This is a genomic window from Bradyrhizobium sp. AUGA SZCCT0160 (assembly GCF_018130105.1).
Lineage (GTDB): Bacteria > Pseudomonadota > Alphaproteobacteria > Rhizobiales > Xanthobacteraceae > Bradyrhizobium.
This window is the reverse complement of the sequence record NZ_JAFCMD010000016.1, coordinates 169,938-188,364: the sequence shown is the minus strand read 5'-3', so window position 1 is coordinate 188,364 and position 18,427 is coordinate 169,938. Positions and strand designations below refer to the sequence as shown.

The 18,427-nt window shown below is 63.3% G+C and carries 13 protein-coding genes; 7 read left to right on the top strand and 6 right to left on the bottom strand.

All coding sequences use genetic code 11. The features are described from left to right. Positions 1-473 precede the first annotated feature (473 nt). Positions 474-1,403 (bottom strand): helix-turn-helix domain-containing protein, encoded by a 930-nt coding sequence (locus JQ558_RS24580; RefSeq protein WP_212295465.1) that lies wholly within the window; start codon positions 1,401-1,403, stop codon positions 474-476. A 491-nt stretch (positions 1,404-1,894) separates the two neighbouring features. On the opposite strand from JQ558_RS24580, the gene JQ558_RS24575 reads away from it, so the two are divergent. The 3 genes from JQ558_RS24575 to JQ558_RS24565 all read left to right on the top strand — a co-directional run bounded on the left by JQ558_RS24575 (position 1,895) and on the right by JQ558_RS24565 (position 6,252). Continuing rightward, a complete protein-coding gene (locus tag JQ558_RS24575) occupies positions 1,895-3,457 on the top strand; it encodes a L,D-transpeptidase (protein WP_212295464.1) in 1,563 nt (520 codons plus the stop codon). A gap of 298 nt (positions 3,458-3,755) precedes the next feature. Continuing rightward, complete coding sequence (locus tag JQ558_RS24570) at positions 3,756-5,048, top strand: M20/M25/M40 family metallo-hydrolase (RefSeq protein WP_212295463.1); 1,293 nt, start codon at positions 3,756-3,758, stop codon at positions 5,046-5,048. A gap of 412 nt (positions 5,049-5,460) precedes the next feature. Beyond that, on the top strand, positions 5,461-6,252 hold the full coding sequence (locus tag JQ558_RS24565) for an extracellular solute-binding protein (protein WP_212295462.1): 792 nt from the start codon (positions 5,461-5,463) through the stop codon (positions 6,250-6,252). 122 nt (positions 6,253-6,374) lie between these two features. Here the strand turns inward: JQ558_RS24565 and JQ558_RS24560 are convergent, their stop codons facing one another. The 3 genes from JQ558_RS24560 to JQ558_RS24550 all read right to left on the bottom strand — a co-directional run bounded on the left by JQ558_RS24560 (position 6,375) and on the right by JQ558_RS24550 (position 10,349). Then, positions 6,375-8,114, bottom strand: coding sequence for a bifunctional protein-serine/threonine kinase/phosphatase (locus tag JQ558_RS24560; protein ID WP_212295461.1), 1,740 nt, complete (start codon positions 8,112-8,114; stop codon positions 6,375-6,377). 95 nt (positions 8,115-8,209) lie between these two features. Further along, positions 8,210-9,022: a formate/nitrite transporter family protein gene (locus JQ558_RS24555; RefSeq protein ID WP_212295460.1), complete on the bottom strand. Its 813-nt coding sequence runs from the start codon at positions 9,020-9,022 to the stop codon at positions 8,210-8,212. Positions 9,023-9,551: 529 nt separating this feature from the next. Continuing rightward, positions 9,552-10,349 (bottom strand): transporter substrate-binding domain-containing protein, encoded by a 798-nt coding sequence (locus JQ558_RS24550; protein WP_212206465.1) that lies wholly within the window; start codon positions 10,347-10,349, stop codon positions 9,552-9,554. A gap of 177 nt (positions 10,350-10,526) precedes the next feature. Here JQ558_RS24550 and JQ558_RS24545 point away from each other — a divergent pair, with 177 nt between their 5' ends. Beyond that, complete coding sequence (locus JQ558_RS24545) at positions 10,527-12,143, top strand: GMC family oxidoreductase (RefSeq protein ID WP_212295459.1); 1,617 nt, start codon at positions 10,527-10,529, stop codon at positions 12,141-12,143. Positions 12,144-12,162: 19 nt separating this feature from the next. Here JQ558_RS24545 and JQ558_RS24540 read toward each other — a convergent pair whose 3' ends face one another. Further along, positions 12,163-13,341, bottom strand: coding sequence for an MFS transporter (locus tag JQ558_RS24540; RefSeq protein WP_212295458.1), 1,179 nt, complete (start codon positions 13,339-13,341; stop codon positions 12,163-12,165). 127 nt (positions 13,342-13,468) lie between these two features. Here JQ558_RS24540 and JQ558_RS24535 point away from each other — a divergent pair, with 127 nt between their 5' ends. The 3 genes from JQ558_RS24535 to JQ558_RS24525 all read left to right on the top strand — a co-directional run bounded on the left by JQ558_RS24535 (position 13,469) and on the right by JQ558_RS24525 (position 17,118). Continuing rightward, positions 13,469-14,269: an AraC family transcriptional regulator gene (locus tag JQ558_RS24535; protein ID WP_249142613.1), complete on the top strand. Its 801-nt coding sequence runs from the start codon at positions 13,469-13,471 to the stop codon at positions 14,267-14,269. Positions 14,270-14,514: 245 nt separating this feature from the next. Continuing rightward, positions 14,515-15,867, top strand: coding sequence for a malonyl-CoA decarboxylase (locus JQ558_RS24530; protein ID WP_212271805.1), 1,353 nt, complete (start codon positions 14,515-14,517; stop codon positions 15,865-15,867). A 45-nt stretch (positions 15,868-15,912) separates the two neighbouring features. Beyond that, positions 15,913-17,118: a DUF418 domain-containing protein gene (locus tag JQ558_RS24525; RefSeq protein WP_249142612.1), complete on the top strand. Its 1,206-nt coding sequence runs from the start codon at positions 15,913-15,915 to the stop codon at positions 17,116-17,118. 8 nt (positions 17,119-17,126) lie between these two features. On the opposite strand, the gene serA is transcribed toward JQ558_RS24525, so the two are convergent. Continuing rightward, positions 17,127-18,386: a phosphoglycerate dehydrogenase gene (gene serA, locus JQ558_RS24520; protein ID WP_212295456.1), complete on the bottom strand. Its 1,260-nt coding sequence runs from the start codon at positions 18,384-18,386 to the stop codon at positions 17,127-17,129. Positions 18,387-18,427 lie beyond the last annotated feature (41 nt).

Sequence of the window (18,427 nt, the reverse complement as noted above, 5' to 3'; positions counted from 1 at the left end):
GAACACCCGGCCTTCCCTGCGCAATGGCTTTACGGCTTATGCCGTGATCTCCCCGGAGACGAGTTCTTGGTTGACTCCGTCACCGCCGGTTCAGCTCACGCCTAGCCGACGGCTTGACGCCAGCAACGGGCGCCAGGACCACACGGTTTTGCCGTACGCTTAATCCACGCCGTCGTCTCAGCGCAAACAAGCGTCCACCGCAACCCGTCCAACGTCCGTGACGACGGCCGACGCCCTTCTGAGTAGGACGGGATGGCGATAGATGCGCACTGATTTGGGCCGGTCGACAACAGAAATATTTTCGATTTACAGAAATTCTCTACTTGACACGATTTCCGCAAAACAGAACTGATTTGCCCGTCGGGTTGTTTTGCCGCACCCGCCGCGCTTATAATTCTCTTGCGCACGAGGCGACGCAGTTCGCAAGGCATCGGTGGCCGGCAACGTTCAAGCGCAACGGCCGTCGTCCCAGATCACGTCTCGCTTTCCGCCGCACCCTGTGCCTCGCGGCGCCACACGGCCGGGCTGACGCCGACCAGGGCCGAAAATACCCGCGTAAAGTGGCTTTGATTGGCAAACCCGGCGGATATTGCGATCTCCGCAAGGGACAGGCCACGGACGGTCATCAACTGCTTGGCGGCGTCAACGCGTTGGCGAAGGAGCCACTGGTGTGGCGGCAGGCCGACGGACGCCCGAAACGCGCGAGAAAAATGGCTGACTGACAGGTTCAATTCAGCCGCGATCTCCTCCAGCGTGAATTTGCCACTGAGATCAGACTGGAGCCTTTCGCAGGCACGCTTCGTCTGCCACGGAGCAAGGCCGCGATACATGGGTTCGGCATTGTGCAGCCCGCCATACGCCCGCGCGACATGCGCTGTCAGCGCCAGCATCATGTGATCGACGAAAAGCTGGTTCGCTTCGGATGGCCGGCGCAATCCCTGCAGGAGCGCCCCGCCGATGTGATGCACAGCGCCGTCGTCAAAGCCGGTAGCGAACTGACAGTCGAGCTGGCCGACCCGCCGCGCGCCGAACCGCTCCGCGACGCCGTTGAGCGCCAACGCCGGAACATAGAAATGAACGGAGTGGAACGGCTTTTCGATCACAAAGCGCGGATCGCACTTCATGTCGTACAGATATGTCGTGCCTGCCCGGATGTTGGGCTTGGCCACGCACTTGCCATGCTCCCAGTATTCGCAGTCGGGATAATCGCGAAGTTTCAAGCTAACGAGATAGGCATCCTCGGGTGCGATGGCGCCGCAAAGGCCCGGCATGGGATTGTCATCCCGCGTTTCGGTGGCTGTGACCTCGACACCGCGCGTAGACCGCGTGATCAGCGATGACGGTGTATCCTGAAGGTGCAGCAGGTCCTTGAACGCCTGACCGTGAAAACCGCTCTGTGTCATATGCGTTCAGCCAGGGGTAACGCAGCCGGCGGATCAGCATCATTGCTGCGCCGTCCCGCATTATCATAGATCAGCGAGGGGCCGTCCAGCGCGGCCGATGACAGGGCCGTTTACGCTGCGATTTCAAAGTATCGTGGATTCCCAAGTTATCATGGATTCCACGGCCCGCTTCGAGCGAATTTCGGAACTTGGACTCCTTGACGGGATGCTTGTTCACCTCAGGACCGGACGTGGTCAGGCCGAATTTCCGGCGAGGGACTGCTCGTGATCCGCCCGTCCGGGTTGTTTTGTCGCACCGATGTATCCGGATCGTTACAATCCGAACCGCGGGCCGCTCTTTCTCCTGCGCAGGCTGTCGTATAAAAGTGAATCGCTCCCGGAACGGGCCGAATTCGCGGCGTGGATGGTGGTGGCCATTGGTTGATCCAAAATTCATGAATCTGACATCTGATCGACGCACGCGCGGACAGGCATTTGAACCGGGGCATGGAATGGTAGTTCGATTTACGACGGCGCGATCCTCCGTGGCAATGCGGCGTCTGGGTGTTCCTGCCATTGTGACATTCGCCGCTGTGGCCGCGTTGACGGCCTTGACGGGACTGGCCGCCGACGCCGCGCCGAAACAGGCGCGCCCGAAGCCCGCCACCGAGGCGACGGCGCCGCGCGATGCCGGCGAGCCGCTGATGGCGATCGTGTCGATCAAGAGCCAGCAGGTCACTCTCTACGACTCCGACGGCTGGATCCTGCGCGCGCCGGTGTCGACCGGCACCAAGGGACGCGAGACGCCCGCCGGCATCTTCGCCATCCTCGAGAAGAACAGGGAACACCGCTCGAACATGTACGACGATGCGGAGATGCCGAACATGCAGCGCATCACCTGGAACGGCATCGCGCTTCATGGTGGGCCGCTGCCCGGCTATGCGGCCTCGCACGGCTGCGTGCGGATGCCGTTCGGCTTTGCCGACAAGCTGTTCGACAAGACGCGGATCGGGATGCGGGTGATCATCTCACCCAACGACGCCGAGCCAGTGGAATTCTCCCATCCGGCGCTGTTTTCGCCGAACCGCGAAGCCATCGCGGCCGCGCCGGCCAAGGCCGAAGCGCTGCCCCGCGAGGCCGCCGAGGCTGCCAAGGCGGCCGACGAGGCGAAAAAGGCCATCGCGACGGCGACGCGCGAGACCGCGTCGCTGACGGCGTCGCTGCGCAAGCTGCAGGGACTGAAGACCCGCGCCGACGGCGAGCTTGCCTCCGCCGAGAAGGCGGTCGCCGCCGCCAAGACGGACGAGGCCAGGGCGAAGGCCGAGGACCTCAAGCAGAAGGCTGCCGCCAAGGCCGCGGACCTCGGGACCCAGCTCGAGACCGCCAAGGCCGACGCGAAATCGAAGCTCGACGCCGCCGCCGCGGCCAAGGAAGCGGCCAAGGTGGCCCAGACCAGGAAGGCCGACACCGCCAAGGCAGCGAGCGAGGCCAAGCTCGCGCTCGAGCCGGTCTCGATCTACATCAGCCGCGCGACGCAAAAGCTGTACGTGCGCCGCCCGACGCATAAGCCGGCACCGGACGGCGGCGGCATCGTGTTCGATGCGACGATCGAGGTTCCGGTCACGATCCGCAATTCCGACAGGCCGATCGGCACGCACGTGTTCACGGCGGTGGCGCAAAACGGCTCAGGCCTGCGCTGGACCGCGGTCACGATCGACGGCGCCGACGACGCCAAGGCCGCGCTCGACCGCATCACCATCCCGCAGGAGGTGCTCGATCGCATCGCGCCGACCGCCGTGCCGCGATCCTCGATCGTGATCTCGGACGAGCCGCTGAGCGGCGAGACCAACTATCGCACCGAGTTCGTCGCGGTGCTGAGCACCGAGCCGCAAGGCGGCTTCATCACGCGCAAGCCGACGCCCCCGATCGACGTCTACGCTTCGAGCGACCCGGTCCAGGGCGACGGCTTCAACCCGTTTTTCCAGCGCAGTTGGGAACCCCAGCCTCCCCAACCCGCCAATACCCGCCGGCGCGGCGGCCAACAGTACTGGCAACCGGGCACGAACTGGTGGTAGGGCAAGGCACGCTGCGCGTAGGGCGCGGGGCTCGTTGGGTGATTGATCCGACTTGTCTGCCGTGGAGCGGAGGGTGGGTGAAGCCACCGGGTCGCGCGAATGCGCGCCCGATGATAAGCTCCGCGAAACCCACCCACTTTCACAAAGCGAGGTAGATGGGTTTCGCTTCCGCCGTCGCTCTTTGAGCTACGGCGGAAAAGTCGCTCACCCATCCTGCGAACGATCAATTTGGTCAGATGTAGTCTCAACTTCCGTTCGAGCCTCACTGATCATCAGGTCGTCCTTCGAAAGGCTCGCCATGCCGCATCCCGCCCGGTTTGCTCTGCGTTTCCCGCTGGCCTGTATCGCCGCCGGCACCCTGGCCTTGTCGCCCCTGCCCGCACGGGCCGCGCCGGTGGCCAGCATTCACGAGCTGGCGCAGCAGGAAAAGGCCCCGCTGCTCGACACGCTGCGTGACCTCGTCAACATCGAATCCGGCAGCAAGGATGCCGAGGGCCTGGCGCAGCTGGCGGCACTGATCGCCGATCGCCTGACCAAACTCGGCGGCAAGGTCGCGATCGTCGAGCCTGCGGACATCTACCGGATGGACGACACGCCGCCGAAGCCGGGTTCCATGGTGCACGCCGAATTCAAGGGGACCGGCACCAAAAAGATCATGCTGATCGCCCACATGGACACCGTCTATCTGAAAGGCATGCTGAAGGACCAGCCCTTCCGCATCGACGGCGAGCGCGCCTATGGGCTTGCCGTCGTCGACGACAAGCAGGGCATCGCACTGATCCTGCACGCGGTGGCGCTGCTGCAAAAACTGAATTTCAGGGATTACGGCACGCTGACCGTGCTGATCAATGGCGACGAGGAGATCAGCTCACCGGGCTCGCGCAGCACCATCACCCGCATGGCGGGCGAGCACGACGCGGTGTTTTCCTACGAAGGCGGCGGAATGGACGGCAATTTGCGCCTGGCCACCAGCGGCATCGGCGCGGCGTACCTGACAGTGGACGGCAAGGCCTCGCACGCCGGCGCCGCGCCGGAAAAGGGCGTCAACGCGCTGTACGAGCTGTCGCACCAGATGCTGCAATTGAGCGACCTGTCGCGGCGCGAACAGGGCCTGTCCCTGAACTGGACGGTCTCGCAGTCCGGCACCAACCGCAACGTGATCCCGGCGCAGGCCACCGCGCAAGGCGACGCAAGGGCGCTGAGGGTGTCTGACTTCGCCGAACTGGAGGCGACGCTGCAGCAACGCATCAAGACCCAGCGGATCCCCGACGCCAAGGTGCAGCTCCGGTTCGAGATGCGCCGCCCGCCGCTGGAAGCAACCCCCGCCTCGCGCCGGCTGGCGGCCCACGGCACCGCCATCTACGAGGAACTCGGGCTGCCACTCAAGGTGATCGACGTCGCCTCCGGCGGCGGCACCGACGCCGCGTTCGCCGCGCTGAAGACCAAGGCCCCCGTCATCGAGGGATTTGGCCTCAGCGGCTTTGGCGCCCACTCCAACGACGCCGAATACGTCAAGCTGGAGACCATCGTGCCCCGGCTTTATCTGTCGGCACGCATGATCATGGATGTGTCTCAGGACAAGGTGAGATAATGCGGTGCAGCGGGGGTTGCGCCGCAGGAACCTGCCTCGTCACGAGTTCCAAAAATTAAAAGGCCGCTGAGTGATGTCAGCGGCCTCGCTAAAATTTTTAAGTATGAAATCCTGCCTGGCAATTTGATAGCGCAGAACCGTTCTATTGTGGATTCCGGGCAAATACGGTGTCCCGATCTCCGGAGCCGGTGGGCGGATTGCTCGTCATTGCGAGCCAACGGGTCGCGCGAAAGCGCGCCCGATGACGGGCTCCGCGAAGCAATCCACGCCTCGGCTTGGCGCAAGATGGATTGCTTCGTCGCTTCGCTCCTCGCAATGACGGGGCGGCCACTTGAGGTAGCCGCTTCGCCCTTTGCACGCTAACATCCTGGGCAAGGACGTCCGCTCGAGAAGCGCTCCGGGAGGAATAACCATGCGGCTGAATTCAACTATTTTCCGCAGCATCGCACTCGGCTTCGTTGCCGCCCTCGCGTTTTCCAGCGCAGCCTCCGCCGCCGAGGTGCGCGTCATGATCTCCGGCGGATTGGCGGCCGCCTATAAGGCGCTGGTTCCTGAATTCGAGCGTGCCACCGGCCACAAGGTGCTGACTGCCTACGGTCCGTCGATGGGCACGACTGTCAATGCGATCCCGGTGCGGCTGGAGCGCGGCGAGCCCGCCGACGTTCTGATCATGGTCGGCTATGCGATCGACGATCTCGCCAAGCAGGGCAAGGTGATGGCGGAAAGCAAGATCGACCTGGTCAAATCGCCGATCGGGGTTGCGGTGAAGGCCGGCGCCCCGAAGCCGGACATCAGCAACGCGGACGCGGTCAAGCGCGCGCTGCTGGCCGCGAAAACCATCGCCTATTCCGACAGCGCCAGCGGCGTCTATGTCTCGACCGAAATGTTCGACAAGCTCGGCATCAAGGACGCCATGAAGGACAAAGCACGAAAAATTCCGGCGACCCCGGTCGGCGAAATCGTCGCGCACGGCAACGCCGAGATCGGCTTCCAGCAGATCAGCGAGCTGCGGCCGGTCGAAGGCATCGACATCGTCGGTCCCCTGCCCGACGAATTGCAGAAGATCACGGTGTTCTCCGCCGCGATTGCCAGCGTGTCGAAGGAGCCCGACGCCGGCAAGGCGCTGATCAAGTTCCTCGCCTCGCCCGCGGCGCGGCCGGAGATCGTCAAGAGCGGGATGGATCCGATCGTGGGGGCGAACTAGGGGCTAGCTCGTCATGCCCGGCCTTGTGCCGGGCATCCACGTCTTTGCTGCCTGATAGAAAGAAAGACGTGGATGGCCGGGACAAGCCCGGCCATGACGGAGAGTAATTTTGGTGGCCCAATTCACCGGTGCATCCCGTGCTGCATCGCCAGCAACGCGATCACCACCAGCGCCAGCACGACGGTCGTGCTCTTCCAGAACAGCAGCGGGTTGCGTTCGATCAGCGGTGTCGACGAATTGCTGAGATAACTGGCGTTGGGATGACGCAAATCATGCAGGAATTCCGACAGGCTGTCGTATCGCTTGTAAGGGTTCGGATGCACCGCGCGCTCCAGCGTGCCGTCGACCCATACCGGCACTTCGCGGTCGCGGTGCGAGGCCGGGCTGTAGACCAGCCTGTTGAACTGCGAGCGGGTCCGGGCTTTCGCCGCTGCCGCGCCATAGGGCAGCTTGCCCGTCAGCATGTGATAGGTGATGACGGCGAGCGAGAACAGGTCGGAGCGCGACGAGACCGGTTCGCCCAGAAAATATTCCGGCGCGGTGTATTGCGCGGTGCCGAGAATGTCGTTGCGGTTGCCGGATGGAGCGGCCTCGATGACGCCGGTGATCTTGGTCGAGCCGAAATCGATGATCTTCACCGTTCCGGTCTTGTCGATCATGATGTTGTCGGGCCGCAGGTCCTGATGCAGCATCTCCTTGCGGTGGAAGGCGCGCAGGCCCTTGGCGGTCTGCTCGACGATGCCGCGCACCGTTTCCAGCGTCGGCCGGGGATTGTCGATCATCCATTGCGTCAGCGTCTGGCCGTCGATGTATTCGGTCGCGACGTAGAGGAAGTTGCGCTTGCGTGACGGCAAACACGGCTTCAGCACGTGCGGGCTGTCGATCCGCCGCGCCACCCATTCTTCCATCATGAACCGCTTCAGATATTCCGGGTCGTCGCGCAGGTCGATCGAGGGGACCTTGAGGGTGACGACCTCCTCGCTCTCGATGTCGACGGCAAGGTAGATGTGGCTGCGGCTAGAGCCGTGCAATTCCCTGACGATCCGGTAGCCGTCGAACACCTGCCGCGCTTCCAATAGCGGCGGCAGCGGCAGTTCACGCGGCTGCCCGAACACTTCGCTGGCGGCGCTTTCGGGCAGCTCATCGACGCGAACGATCTGGATGGTGAGATTGTCCTTGCTGCCGAGTTCAAAGGCGAGTTCGGCGACGGCTTTCGCCGCCTGGTCGAGATCGGCGGCGTTATCCCGGACCGTTCTGGCGACATGGCGATCGCTGACATGTTCGTAGATGCCGTCGGTCACCAGCACGAAGGTGTCGCCCTTCTCGACCCGGGACATCAGATAGTCGATTTCGATCTGCGGATTCACCCCGAGCGCGCGGCCGAGATAGGACTGTTCCGACGAAATGATGACGCGATGGTCGTTGGTCAGCTGCTCCAGCGAGTTGCCGGACAGGCGATAGATCCTGGAATCGCCGACGTGAAACAGATGCGCCGTGGTCGACTTGAGGACGATGGCGCTCAGCGTGCAGACGTAGCCGCGGTCCCTGTCGTAGGAATACTGGCTTCTTCGCGTTTGCGAATGCAGCCAGGAATTGGTCGCCTCCAGCACGCGCTGGGCCGACGTTCGCACCGACCAGGATTCCGAGGTGCAGTAATAGTCGGTCAAAAAACCCTTGACGGCGGACTCGGCTGCGATGCGGCTGACATTGCTGCTCGAGATACCGTCCGCCAGCACTATGGCGATGCCCTTGAGGCTCAATAGCGGCTCGGCCGGAATCAGGACGCCGTGGAAATCCTGATTGGTTTCCTTGCGGCCTTTGTCGGAATACTGCCCGACCGAGATTTTCAGTTCGCGCGGCATCGAGTCCGTGAAAGGAATGGGGGTCTCAACCCCTGAGAGTTGAGACCCATTGCGTGTCTAAGACGCGCGTGAACGCGCTGACGAGGCCTGCTCGGTCAACCCACCGCGCGCTTCGGCGCGGTCTTGACGTGGGTGGTGTAGAGCGTCAGCCCGGTGAAGGCGAGACCGCCGACGAGATTTCCGACCACGGTCGGGATCTCGTTCCAGATCAGGTAGTCCATGATCGTGAACTTGCCGCCGAGCAGCAGGCCGGCAGGAAACAGGAACATGTTCACGATCGAATGCTCGAAGGTCATGGCAAAGAACAGCATGATCGGCATCCACATCGCGATCACCTTGCCGCTGACCGTGGTCGAGATCATCGCGCCGACGACGCCGGCCGATACCATCCAGTTGCAGAGCATGCCGCGAACAAACAGCGTCAGCATGCCGTTGATGCCGTGCTCCGCGTAGCCCACGGTGCGGCCCTCACCGATATGGCCGAGCGCGACGCCGACCTTGTCGGGCGGCGTGGAGAACCCAAACGTACAGACGATTGCCGCCATCACCGCGACAGTGAAAGCTCCGCCGAAATTGCCGATGAACACCAGACCCCAGTTGCGCAGCACACCGCCGAGCGTCACGCCCGGACGCTTGTCGATCAGCGCCAGCGGACACAGCACGAACACGCCGGTCAAGAGGTCGAATCCGAACAGATAGAGCATGCAGAAGCCGACCGGAAACAGGAGCGCCCCGATGATCGGCTGGCCGGTATTGACGCCCATCGTGACGGCGAACCACGCCGCCAGCGTCAGGATGGCGCCGGCCATATAGGCGCGAATCACGGTGTCCCGAGCCGACATGAAGATTTTGGATTCCCCGGCATCGACCATCTTGGTCACGAATTCCGAAGGCACGAGATAGGCCATTGCAGTTCCCCCTGTTCGCAAAAATTCAACTGGGCGCCGGCGGCTTGTGGCCCGCGCCAATGTGAGGTGTGGCGAGCCGTCCTCGCGCGCGCATGCCGCAACCACAGCAGAAGCAATACGCTTCTGTCGGGCGTCGCGGGTTACGCTCGCGCTTGATTGGAGACAGAGATGTTTGTGGAGTGGTCCCGATGACTGCTCCAAACGCCTCAACGAGGTCGCTTGATCCCTGCGCCTTGGCCAACACTGGCTTTGGCAATCCGTAGGACGGCAGTCGTCATTGACTGAGATGTATTTAAGCAATCGATGTGCCAACAGGGCGCTGGCGCGGAAGTGGCAAAAGCCCCGTGATTTACAGGATTAATCGCCCCGGAGCGCACCCGGGGGCATGGGTCTCATGCCTTGTATTTGTGCAGTTGCACAGATGTAGCGCAGGGCTCGACATTCTCACACGAGCAGTCCTCCCCCGCAAGCGCGGGAGAGGGAGCGCTTGCGTGCTCGTGGAAGTAGTGAGATCTAACGCTCTACCAGCTCACTTCGTCTGCGTTCTGATCGGCGAGTCCTTCAGGCCGTTATTGTCATAGGCCTTGCGCAGCGTGCCGTTCGAGATCGACTCGGTCAGGAACTTGACCGCAAACGCGTGCGCCTGCGGATGATTGAGCGGCACCGCGACCGCGGTCACCGTCTGCTTGAAGGTTTCGTCAAGCACCCGCGTGCCCTGAATCTTCTTGGCCATGGCGTTGAGCGTTTCACGCGACAACGCGAAGGCATCGATCTCTCCCTTCGCAAGCAGGCCGGCGATTTCGTCAAAGGTCTGATAGCCGGTGACCTTGGCATTCTTCAGATGCGCCATCGCGCCGCGCATGGTCGTGGTGTTGTTGACGGCGGCGATTTTGACGCCGGGTTGATCGAGGGTCGCAAAATTGGTCACCGTCGAGCCAGGCTTGACGATGTAGGTGGCGTCCGCGACCTCATAGATCGGCCCGAACGACATCTTGCCTTCGCGCTCCGGATCCTTCGGCAGGAAGGTGACGTCCCAGGTGCCCTTCGACGCGGCGTCGACGATCTGGCCGGAATTCTGGTGCACGACATATTCTACGGGAACGCCGAGCTGCGCGGCCATCGCCTTGCCGAGATCGACCGGAACGCCAGCATAGCCGGATTCGGTTTTGGTCGACCAGAACGCGCCGCCCGCCGGGCTGATCGCAATCGCCACCCGCAGCTTGCCGGTCGGTGCGATTTCATCTTTCAGGGCATCGGCATTTGCCGGCATCGCTATCATCATGGCTCCTAGGACGAGGCCGGCAAGTCGCGGCAATTGATGGGACATAGCTTTCCTCCACGCCGGGTCTTCGCCCGGTCAATTCTGGAAGTTTGCTTTTAGCTCAGCGACGATCGGGCGTACAGCGACCCGCCATGCACGCCGCATATGACGCAAAGCCCTATCCAGACCATCTGCAGGCCACTATCGTCTGCCGCAAAAGCAGATCGGGAGCGAAACGTTTTGATGGGTAAATCCGGTTTTGATGCGGAATTCGATGTCGTCGTGGTCGGCGGCGGCTCCGCCGGCTGCGTGCTGTCGGCGCGGCTGACGGAAAATCCAAACGTGTCGCTTTGCGTCATCGAGGCCGGCGGACGCGATCGCAATCCCTGGATTCACATTCCGATGGGCTTCGGCAAACTGGTCCCGAACCCGAAGATGAACTGGGGCTACGAAACCGAGCCCGAACCGGGTCTCGGCGGCCGAACCGTGATCTGGCCGCGCGGCAAGGTCTTGGGTGGCTCCGGCTCCATCAACGGCCTCGTCTTTCTGCGCGGCGCGCCCAGCGACTACGACGAATGGCAGCGCCTCGGTGCGCGTGGCTGGGGCTACAAGGACGTGCTGCCCTATTTCAAGCGAATGGAACACAGCGTTGATGGCGCCAACGAATGGCGCGGCACCGGCGGTCCGATGACGGTGTCGAACATCAAACGCCCTTCGACGGCGGCGAAGGCATTCGTCGAGGCCTGCGAGCGCCTGCAATATCAGCGCAACCCCGATTTCAACGGCGAGCGCATTGACGGCGTCGGCTTCGCCCCGCTCAACGTCCACAATGGCTGGCGCCGCTCGACAGCAGTCGGATATCTCAAGCCGAACCTTGCCCGCAAAAATCTCGAACTGATGACGAAGACCCGCGTCCGCCGCATCCTGCTCGAGGCAAGCCGCGCCATCGGCGTGGAGGTCGAACGCGACGGCCAGATCCAGCGCATCGGCGCCCGGCGCGAGCTCATCGTCTCAAGCGGCGCGATCAATTCTCCGGTGCTGTTGCTCGCCTCCGGCATTGGCCCGGCCGCGGAACTGGCAAAGCTTGGCATCGACGTGAAATGTGACCTGCCCGGCGTCGGCAAGAATCTGCAGGACCATTATCAGTCGAACTTCACATTCAAGACCAACGCGACCGATACCTTGAACGAAGCCGTGACGAGCCCGGCCAAATCGGTCAAGCTCGCGCTCGAATGGCTGCTCAGGGGATCCGGACAGCTCTCGGTCGGTGCGACCGAAGCGACGCTTTTTGCGAAATCAGATCCCTCCGAACCGGTGCCTGACATCCAGTACCAGTGCCTCAATTTTTCGACGGATGGGTTCAAGCACGGCCTGCATCGCTGGCCGGGCTTTACCTTCATCTTCAGCGTCTGCCGGCCGAAGAGCCGCGGCGAGATCACGCTGCGCGACGCGGAGGGCCGCACGCCACCGCGCATCCGCGCCAACTATATGACCGACCCTGATGATATGCGCATCATGCTGGCGGGCTTTCGCATTGCCCGGCAAATCGTCGCGACCGAGCCTTTCCGATCGCTGGTGGTCGAACAGATCAGGCCCGGTCCGGAAGTTACGAACGACGAACAGGCCGCCGATTATATCAGGAACGTCGGCTCGACCGTCTATCATCCCTGCGGCACCTGCCGGATGGGCGAGGACGACGGCGCCGTCGTCGACAGCCAGCTCCGCGTTCGCGGCATCGACGGTCTGCGGGTCGTCGATGCGTCCATCATGCCGGCAATGCCCTCGCCGAACATTCACCCGGCGACGATCATGGTCGCCGAGAAGAGCTCTGATATCATCGGCAAGGCGCTAGCCAACTGATGGCCGAACTCAGAGGCGATCAATTCGTCCGCGCCGCCGGCACCTTGATTTCCTGCGGCAGGATGATGGCGGCGACGATCACCAATAGGCACAGCGCGCCGAACGCCTGCAGCATGGTGACGAAGCCGCCCTTCTCGTACAGCCACGCCACCAGCCCGACGGAAGCGCCCGCCGCCGTGAAGCCGATGAAGTAGCGCACGGAGTAAGCCCGCGAGCGCCATTCATCGGTGGTGTACTTGCCGACCATGGCGTCATTCACCGTGACCTGGCCGAACGCGCCCATGACGATGCCGATCGAGGCGATGATCAGCGGCAGGTTCGACAGCGTCGCCGCGAAATACAGGAACGGCGCCAGCAGGAACGACAGCGGCAGCATCACGGTCTTCAGCGAATAATGGTCGATCAGCTTGCCGATGGTGTATTGCGTCATCGCGCCGAACACATAGACGCCGGCCGCGATGACGCCGAGCAGCGCCGGGCTCGCGGTCAAGTCGGCCAGCCGCTCCGCGAACAGCTTGGGCAGCGCCACGGTGACGGCGTTGAAGGTGGTCGAGATCGCGATCACGACGATCAGCAGCGCCAGGATCACCCGCCACATGTCCTCTTTCGCGATGCGCGCCTGGGCTGCCGCCTGCCTGGAGCCGGTTCGATCCTCGTGCACGACCATCATGGCGAAGGCCACGCCGATCAGCATGGTGACGACGCCCGGCAGGATGAAGGCCCAGCGCCAGCCGAGATATTGTCCGATCACGCCGGTGACCAGCGCCGACGACGCCACGCCGAGATTGCCCCAGACCCCGTTCAGCCCCATCTCGCGGCCGAGCTTGTCGGCATAGGACACGATCATGGCGGTGCCGACGGGGTGATAGATCGAGGCGAACAGGCCGATCGCGAGCAGCACCGCGCCGAGTTCCAGCGGGGTCTGCACGAAGCCGACCGCGATCATCGAGGCGCCGATGCCGGCAAAGAAGATCACCATCATGTGGCGGCGGCTCCAGCGGTCGCCGAGCCAGCCTGTGATCAGCGAGCCCGCGCCAAAGGCGACGAAGCCCGGGGTGGCGTAAGGCAACAGCTCCGAATAGGCCATGCCGAATGCCGGCCCCATGATGATGACCGCGGCGGCGAAGATCAGCATCGCGTAATGGTCGATGAAATGGGCGGCGTTGACGAAGCCGATCACCCGGCTGGGGCTGTTCATGGTCTGGTCCGGTCCTTGGCGCTTGTTGGGCGTTTCTTGGCGGGCGGGCCCCGGTCAGAGGCCTGGGCCCGAATCCCGCAACTTTCCAAAATAGGTTATAGGGAGTTGTCCTGACGGGATGTCGCCAATGAATATCGCCGAAAAGCCAATCGCCGCCATTATCGGGCGCCGCATCTCGACCGGCGACGGCATCCACATGATCGCCAACAACTACAAAAAGGGCTTCCGGATCGACACCCACATGCACCGCGAGGCGCAGCTGGTGTACGCCGCCCGGGGCACCATGCAGGTCACCACCCCGAAGGGCCGCTGGCTGGTGCCGCCCGACCGCGCGGTCTGGGTGCCGGCGCGGATGGCGCATGCCATCGACGTGCTCGCCGACATCGAAATGCGCACCCTGTATTTCGACCTCGACTGGCTGGCCCGCGAGGAACGCAGCGAGAGCCTCAGCTCGGAATTCGTGGTGCGGGTGTCGCCGCTGTTGCATCAGGCAATCCTGGCGCTGTTCGACGAGCACACCACGGCCGAGCGCACCGGCCTGCTGCTCAAACTCGCAATGCTGGAGCTGCACCAGGCGGAAGATTCCGCGACCTTCATCCCGCTGCCGCACGAGCCGCGCTGTCGGCGCGCCGCCGACATCGTGCTGTCGGATCCGACCGGCGACCATGAGATCGAAACGCTGGCGCGCGAGGTCGGCACCTCGGCGCGGACGCTGTCGCGGCTGTTCTCGGCCGAGACGCAGCTCAGCTTCAAGAGCTGGTGCCAGCGCGCCCGTGTCGCGGCTGCGATCGAAAAACTCTCCACCGACGCCAACGTCTCGGTCAAGCAACTGGCTTCCGACCTCGGCTATGCCAGCGTCCCGGCGTTTTCCCATGCATTCCGGCAGGTTACCGGCAAGACCCCGACGGAGTTCGCTGAGAAGGGTTAAACGAGATTCGTCATACGCGGGCTTGACCCGCGTATCCATCATTCTTGAAAAAAGCCTCCTTCCATGGAGATGGATGGCCGGGTCATAGGCAAGCGGAAGCGACGCCGTCCTTCGGACGGCTTTGCCCGGCCATGACATACTGGGAGACATGACATATTTCCGTACGATCCATACGCTTGAATAAGATCGGCCGCGCCCTAGATTCGATATAAGGTTCGGCATCACCACCGGAATCGACTTAGCCCATGGCCAACGCCTTCTTCTCCGACCTGCTTTCGACGATTTCCGAACGCGGCCGCACCCTGCTTCGGCGCGGCGGATCTTCGGATACCAAGGAAGACGCCTCCGAACTGCTTGAACTGTGCGAGGCGCTGCTGTCGGGCCGCGGCGAGGCTTCGGGCACCGCGATGGCCCGCGAAGTGCTCGACCGCTACCATGACCTCGACACAGCCGGCCGGCTTTCGTTCTTTGCCGCCCTCGCCCGCGACTACGGTCCCGACCGCGAGCGGCTTTCGCGGGCGATCGAGAGCTGGCGCGCGCAGCCGAGCGACGCCGATGCCAGCGATCTTCATTTTGCTTCCGAGCCACGGCGCCAGGAACTGGTGCGCCGGCTCAACCGCGCGCCGGGCGGCACCAGCGACCTGGTGGCGATGCGCGCCGATCTGCTTTCGCTCATGAAGGGCAACAAGGATCTGGCAGCGCTGGACCGCGACGTGGTGCATCTGCTGTCTTCTTGGTTCAACAGGGGATTTCTCGTGCTGCGCAGGATTGACTGGTCGACGCCAGCGAATATTCTGGAACAGATCATCCGTTATGAAGCAGTGCATGAAATCCACGACTGGAACGATCTGCGCCGCCGCATCGACCCGATCGACCGCCGCTGCTACGCGTTCTTCCATCCGCAGCTGACCGACGAGCCGCTGATCTTCGTCGAGGTCGCGCTGACCGAAACGATCCCGACCGCGATCGCGCCATTGCTCGCCGCCGAGCGCCAGCCGGTGGCGATCGACCGCGCCCGTACCGCGGTGTTCTATTCGATTTCGAACACCCAGAAGGGGCTTGGCGGCATCTCGTTCGGCAGCTTCCTGATCAAGCAGGTGGTCGAGGAATTGCGGCGCGAATTGCCGAAGCTCGACACCTTCGTGACGCTATCGCCGGTGCCGGGCTTCATGCAATGGCTGAAGGAAGCCGACGACGTTCCCTTGTCGGACGAGGAACGGACGCTGCTGGAAAAGCTCAACCAGCCGGACTGGTTCGAGAACGCAGAGACCACCACGCAACTGCGCGCGGTGCTCGAGCCGTTGGCCGCGCATTATTTCCTCAAGGCCCGCACCTCAAAGGGCCGGCTGATCGATTCGGTGGCGCGCTTCCATATCGGCAACGGCGCACGGCTGGAGCGGATCGACTGGCTCGGCGATCTCTCGCCGAAGGGCGTTCGCGAGTCCGCCGGCATCATGGTCAATTACCTCTACCGGCTCGACGACATCGAAAAGAACCACGAAGCCTACGCCAACCAGGGCGAGATCGCCGCTTCCAGCGCGGTGAAGAAACTGCTCAAGACCGAAGGCCGCCGGCTGCTGGACATGCGGCTGTCGTAGATCGGGCGCTTTCCGTACGCCGGCTTCAATTGGACTTGATCGCGCATGGCTTCCGGCCTCATGCCTCCCAGCGATCAAGCCGTCACGGGAGTGTCGCCGGAGCCGATTGATCCAGCACGGCGCATCGACGCCATAGACGCGTTGCGGGGCGTCGCGCTGTTCGGCGTGATGGCGATCAACATCACGACGATATTTCGCGTCTCGATCTTCGAACAGTTTCTTTTCCCTAAGACGCCGGCATCGCCGCTCGATCACACGGTGGAAACGGTCCTGAAGCTGGCGATCGACCTGAAGGCGCTCGCGCTATTTTCGCTGCTGTTCGGTGTGGGCCTTGCCATCCAATTCGAGCGGCTTTCAAAAAGCCCCCGCCGCGCGGCGCTCCTCGTGCGCCGACTCGCCGTGTTGCTGGCATTCGGACTCTTTCACCTTTGCCTGATCTGGAACGGCGATATTCTCACCGAGTATGCGCTCGCTGGCTTGATCGTCCTGCCATTTCTGTTCGGTCAGCGCTGGCTACTGGCTGTCGCCGCGCTGGCGTCTCTCGGGCTGTATCTTGCGATGCAGGCCTTTCCGCCGCCGGGATTGTGGCCCGGCACGGCGGCGATGGCGCAGGATGTCACGGAGGCGCGTCGCATCTATGCCACGGGCGGATTCCTCGACGTGCTGACGTTCCGGCTCCGCGAGATTCCCCTTTTTGCTTATCTGCACGCCAATATCTTTCCGCGCACGGTCGGGTTGTTTCTGCTCGGCGCGTTCGCCTGGCGCACCGGCATTCTGCGAAACCCGCCTCGTCATCTGCTGTTCTCGATCGCCGCCGCCTGTATCAGCCTTGGCGCAGCTTTGATCCTTGCTCGTGCCGGCGGTTTTACCGCGGGCAGCGGCCGGATCGGCGTCCTGGCAGAACCTCTCGGCACCATCCTGCTGGCGCTGGGTTACGGGGCGACCATCATCGGCATCGCCAGCCTCAAAAGCGGAAACCGGTTGCTCGGCTGGGCCGCGTCGCTGGGGCGGATGGCGTTCACCAACTACCTCGCGCAATCCCTGATCTTCGGCTGGATCTTCTACGGCTACGGCCTTGGCCTGTTCGGCCAACTCGGTGCCGCCAGCGCGCTTGCGATCTGCGTCGCCGTTTACGCCGCGCAGATCCCGTTCAGTGCGTGGTGGCTCGGCCGATACCGCTATGGCCCGGTCGAATGGCTGTGGCGCACGCTGATGTATGGCGCGGCCCAGCCGATGAGGCGGACGGTGTAGCGCCAGCCTCAGATCTTGTATTCGTAAAGCAACCGGGCGCGGATGGTGCCTTCCAGAGCCCGGATGTCCGCGAGCACGCGCTGGCCGTCGGCGGCGGAGGCATCGGCGTCGAGCACGACATAGCCGACATCGTTGGCCGTCTCGTAATATTGCGCGGCGATGTTGACCGAGTGGCGCGCCAGCACTTCATTCAAACGGCCCAGCATGCCCGGCAGATTGCGCTGCACCTGGATGAACCGCGTGCCCGACGGCCGCGGCGGCAGCTGAACCTGGGGAAAATTGACCGCGCCCATGGTCGAGCCGGAATCGCTGTAGTCGACGAGCTTGCGCGCCACCTCGGCCCCGATGCGTTCCTGCGCCTCCTCGGTCGAGCCGCCGATGTGCGGCGTCAGGATGACGTTTTCCAGACCCTGCAACGGTGAGACGAAGCGGTCCGCGTTCGAGCGCGGCTCGACCGGAAAAACGTCCACCGCGGCGCCTCGGAGCCTGCCTTCGCGCAGCGCGTCGGCGAGCGCCTCGACGTCGACGACGGTGCCGCGGCTGTTGTTGATGAAATACGCACCCGGCTTGATCGCCGCAATCTCCTCGCGCCCGATCATCCCGGCCGTGGCCGGCGTCTCCGGCACATGCAACGACACGACGTCGCTTTGTCCCAGAAGCTCATGCAAGCTCGCGACCGGTTCGGTGTTGCCGTGGCGAAGCCGGTCGGTGTGATCGTAGAAGATCACCTTCATGCCGAGCGCTTCGGCGAGATTGGAGAGCTGCGAGCCGATATTGCCATAGCCGATGATGCCGAGCGTCTTGCCCCTCACCTCATAGCTGTCGCTGGCGGACTTGTCCCAGCGCCCCTGATGGGCCGCGTTGGAACGCGCCACGATCCGGCGCAGCAGGATCACGATCTCGCCGATCACCAGTTCGGCCACGCTGCGCGTGTTGGAAAACGGGGCGTTGAACACGGGAATCCCAACCCGGCGCGCGGCGTCGACATCCACCTGATTGGTGCCGACGCTGAAGCAGCCGATCGCAATCAGCCGGTCCGCGGCTTCCAGTACATCCGGCGTGATCTGCGTGCGGGAGCGGATGCCGAGCAGATGCACGCCCTTGATGGCTTCCTTGAGCGCATCGCCCTCCAGCGCCTTGGACAGGCGCGTCATGCTGGAATAGCCGGCAGACTCGATCAGCTGTACGGCGCTGTCGTTGACACCCTCGAGGAGCAAGACCCGGATCTTGTCTTTTGCGAGCGAGAGTTGGGGGAGTTTGCTGGTCACGATCGCAGCGTCCTTTGGAGATAGATGATTGGTGAACTGAC

What these genes read in the sequence shown, in the direction of transcription:
- JQ558_RS24580 (WP_212295465.1), bottom strand. Translation starts at nt 1,403, where the DNA reads ATGACACAGAGCGGTTTTCACGGTCAGGCGTTCAAGGACCTGCTGCAC.
- JQ558_RS24575 (WP_212295464.1), top strand. Translation starts at nt 1,895, where the DNA reads ATGGTAGTTCGATTTACGACGGCGCGATCCTCCGTGGCAATGCGGCGT.
- JQ558_RS24570 (WP_212295463.1), top strand. Translation starts at nt 3,756, where the DNA reads ATGCCGCATCCCGCCCGGTTTGCTCTGCGTTTCCCGCTGGCCTGTATC.
- JQ558_RS24565 (WP_212295462.1), top strand. Translation starts at nt 5,461, where the DNA reads ATGCGGCTGAATTCAACTATTTTCCGCAGCATCGCACTCGGCTTCGTT.
- JQ558_RS24560 (WP_212295461.1), bottom strand. Translation starts at nt 8,114, where the DNA reads ATGCCGCGCGAACTGAAAATCTCGGTCGGGCAGTATTCCGACAAAGGC.
- JQ558_RS24555 (WP_212295460.1), bottom strand. Translation starts at nt 9,022, where the DNA reads ATGGCCTATCTCGTGCCTTCGGAATTCGTGACCAAGATGGTCGATGCC.
- JQ558_RS24550 (WP_212206465.1), bottom strand. Translation starts at nt 10,349, where the DNA reads ATGTCCCATCAATTGCCGCGACTTGCCGGCCTCGTCCTAGGAGCCATG.
- JQ558_RS24545 (WP_212295459.1), top strand. Translation starts at nt 10,527, where the DNA reads ATGGGTAAATCCGGTTTTGATGCGGAATTCGATGTCGTCGTGGTCGGC.
- JQ558_RS24540 (WP_212295458.1), bottom strand. Translation starts at nt 13,341, where the DNA reads ATGAACAGCCCCAGCCGGGTGATCGGCTTCGTCAACGCCGCCCATTTC.
- JQ558_RS24535 (WP_249142613.1), top strand. Translation starts at nt 13,469, where the DNA reads ATGAATATCGCCGAAAAGCCAATCGCCGCCATTATCGGGCGCCGCATC.
- JQ558_RS24530 (WP_212271805.1), top strand. Translation starts at nt 14,515, where the DNA reads ATGGCCAACGCCTTCTTCTCCGACCTGCTTTCGACGATTTCCGAACGC.
- JQ558_RS24525 (WP_249142612.1), top strand. Translation starts at nt 15,913, where the DNA reads ATGGCTTCCGGCCTCATGCCTCCCAGCGATCAAGCCGTCACGGGAGTG.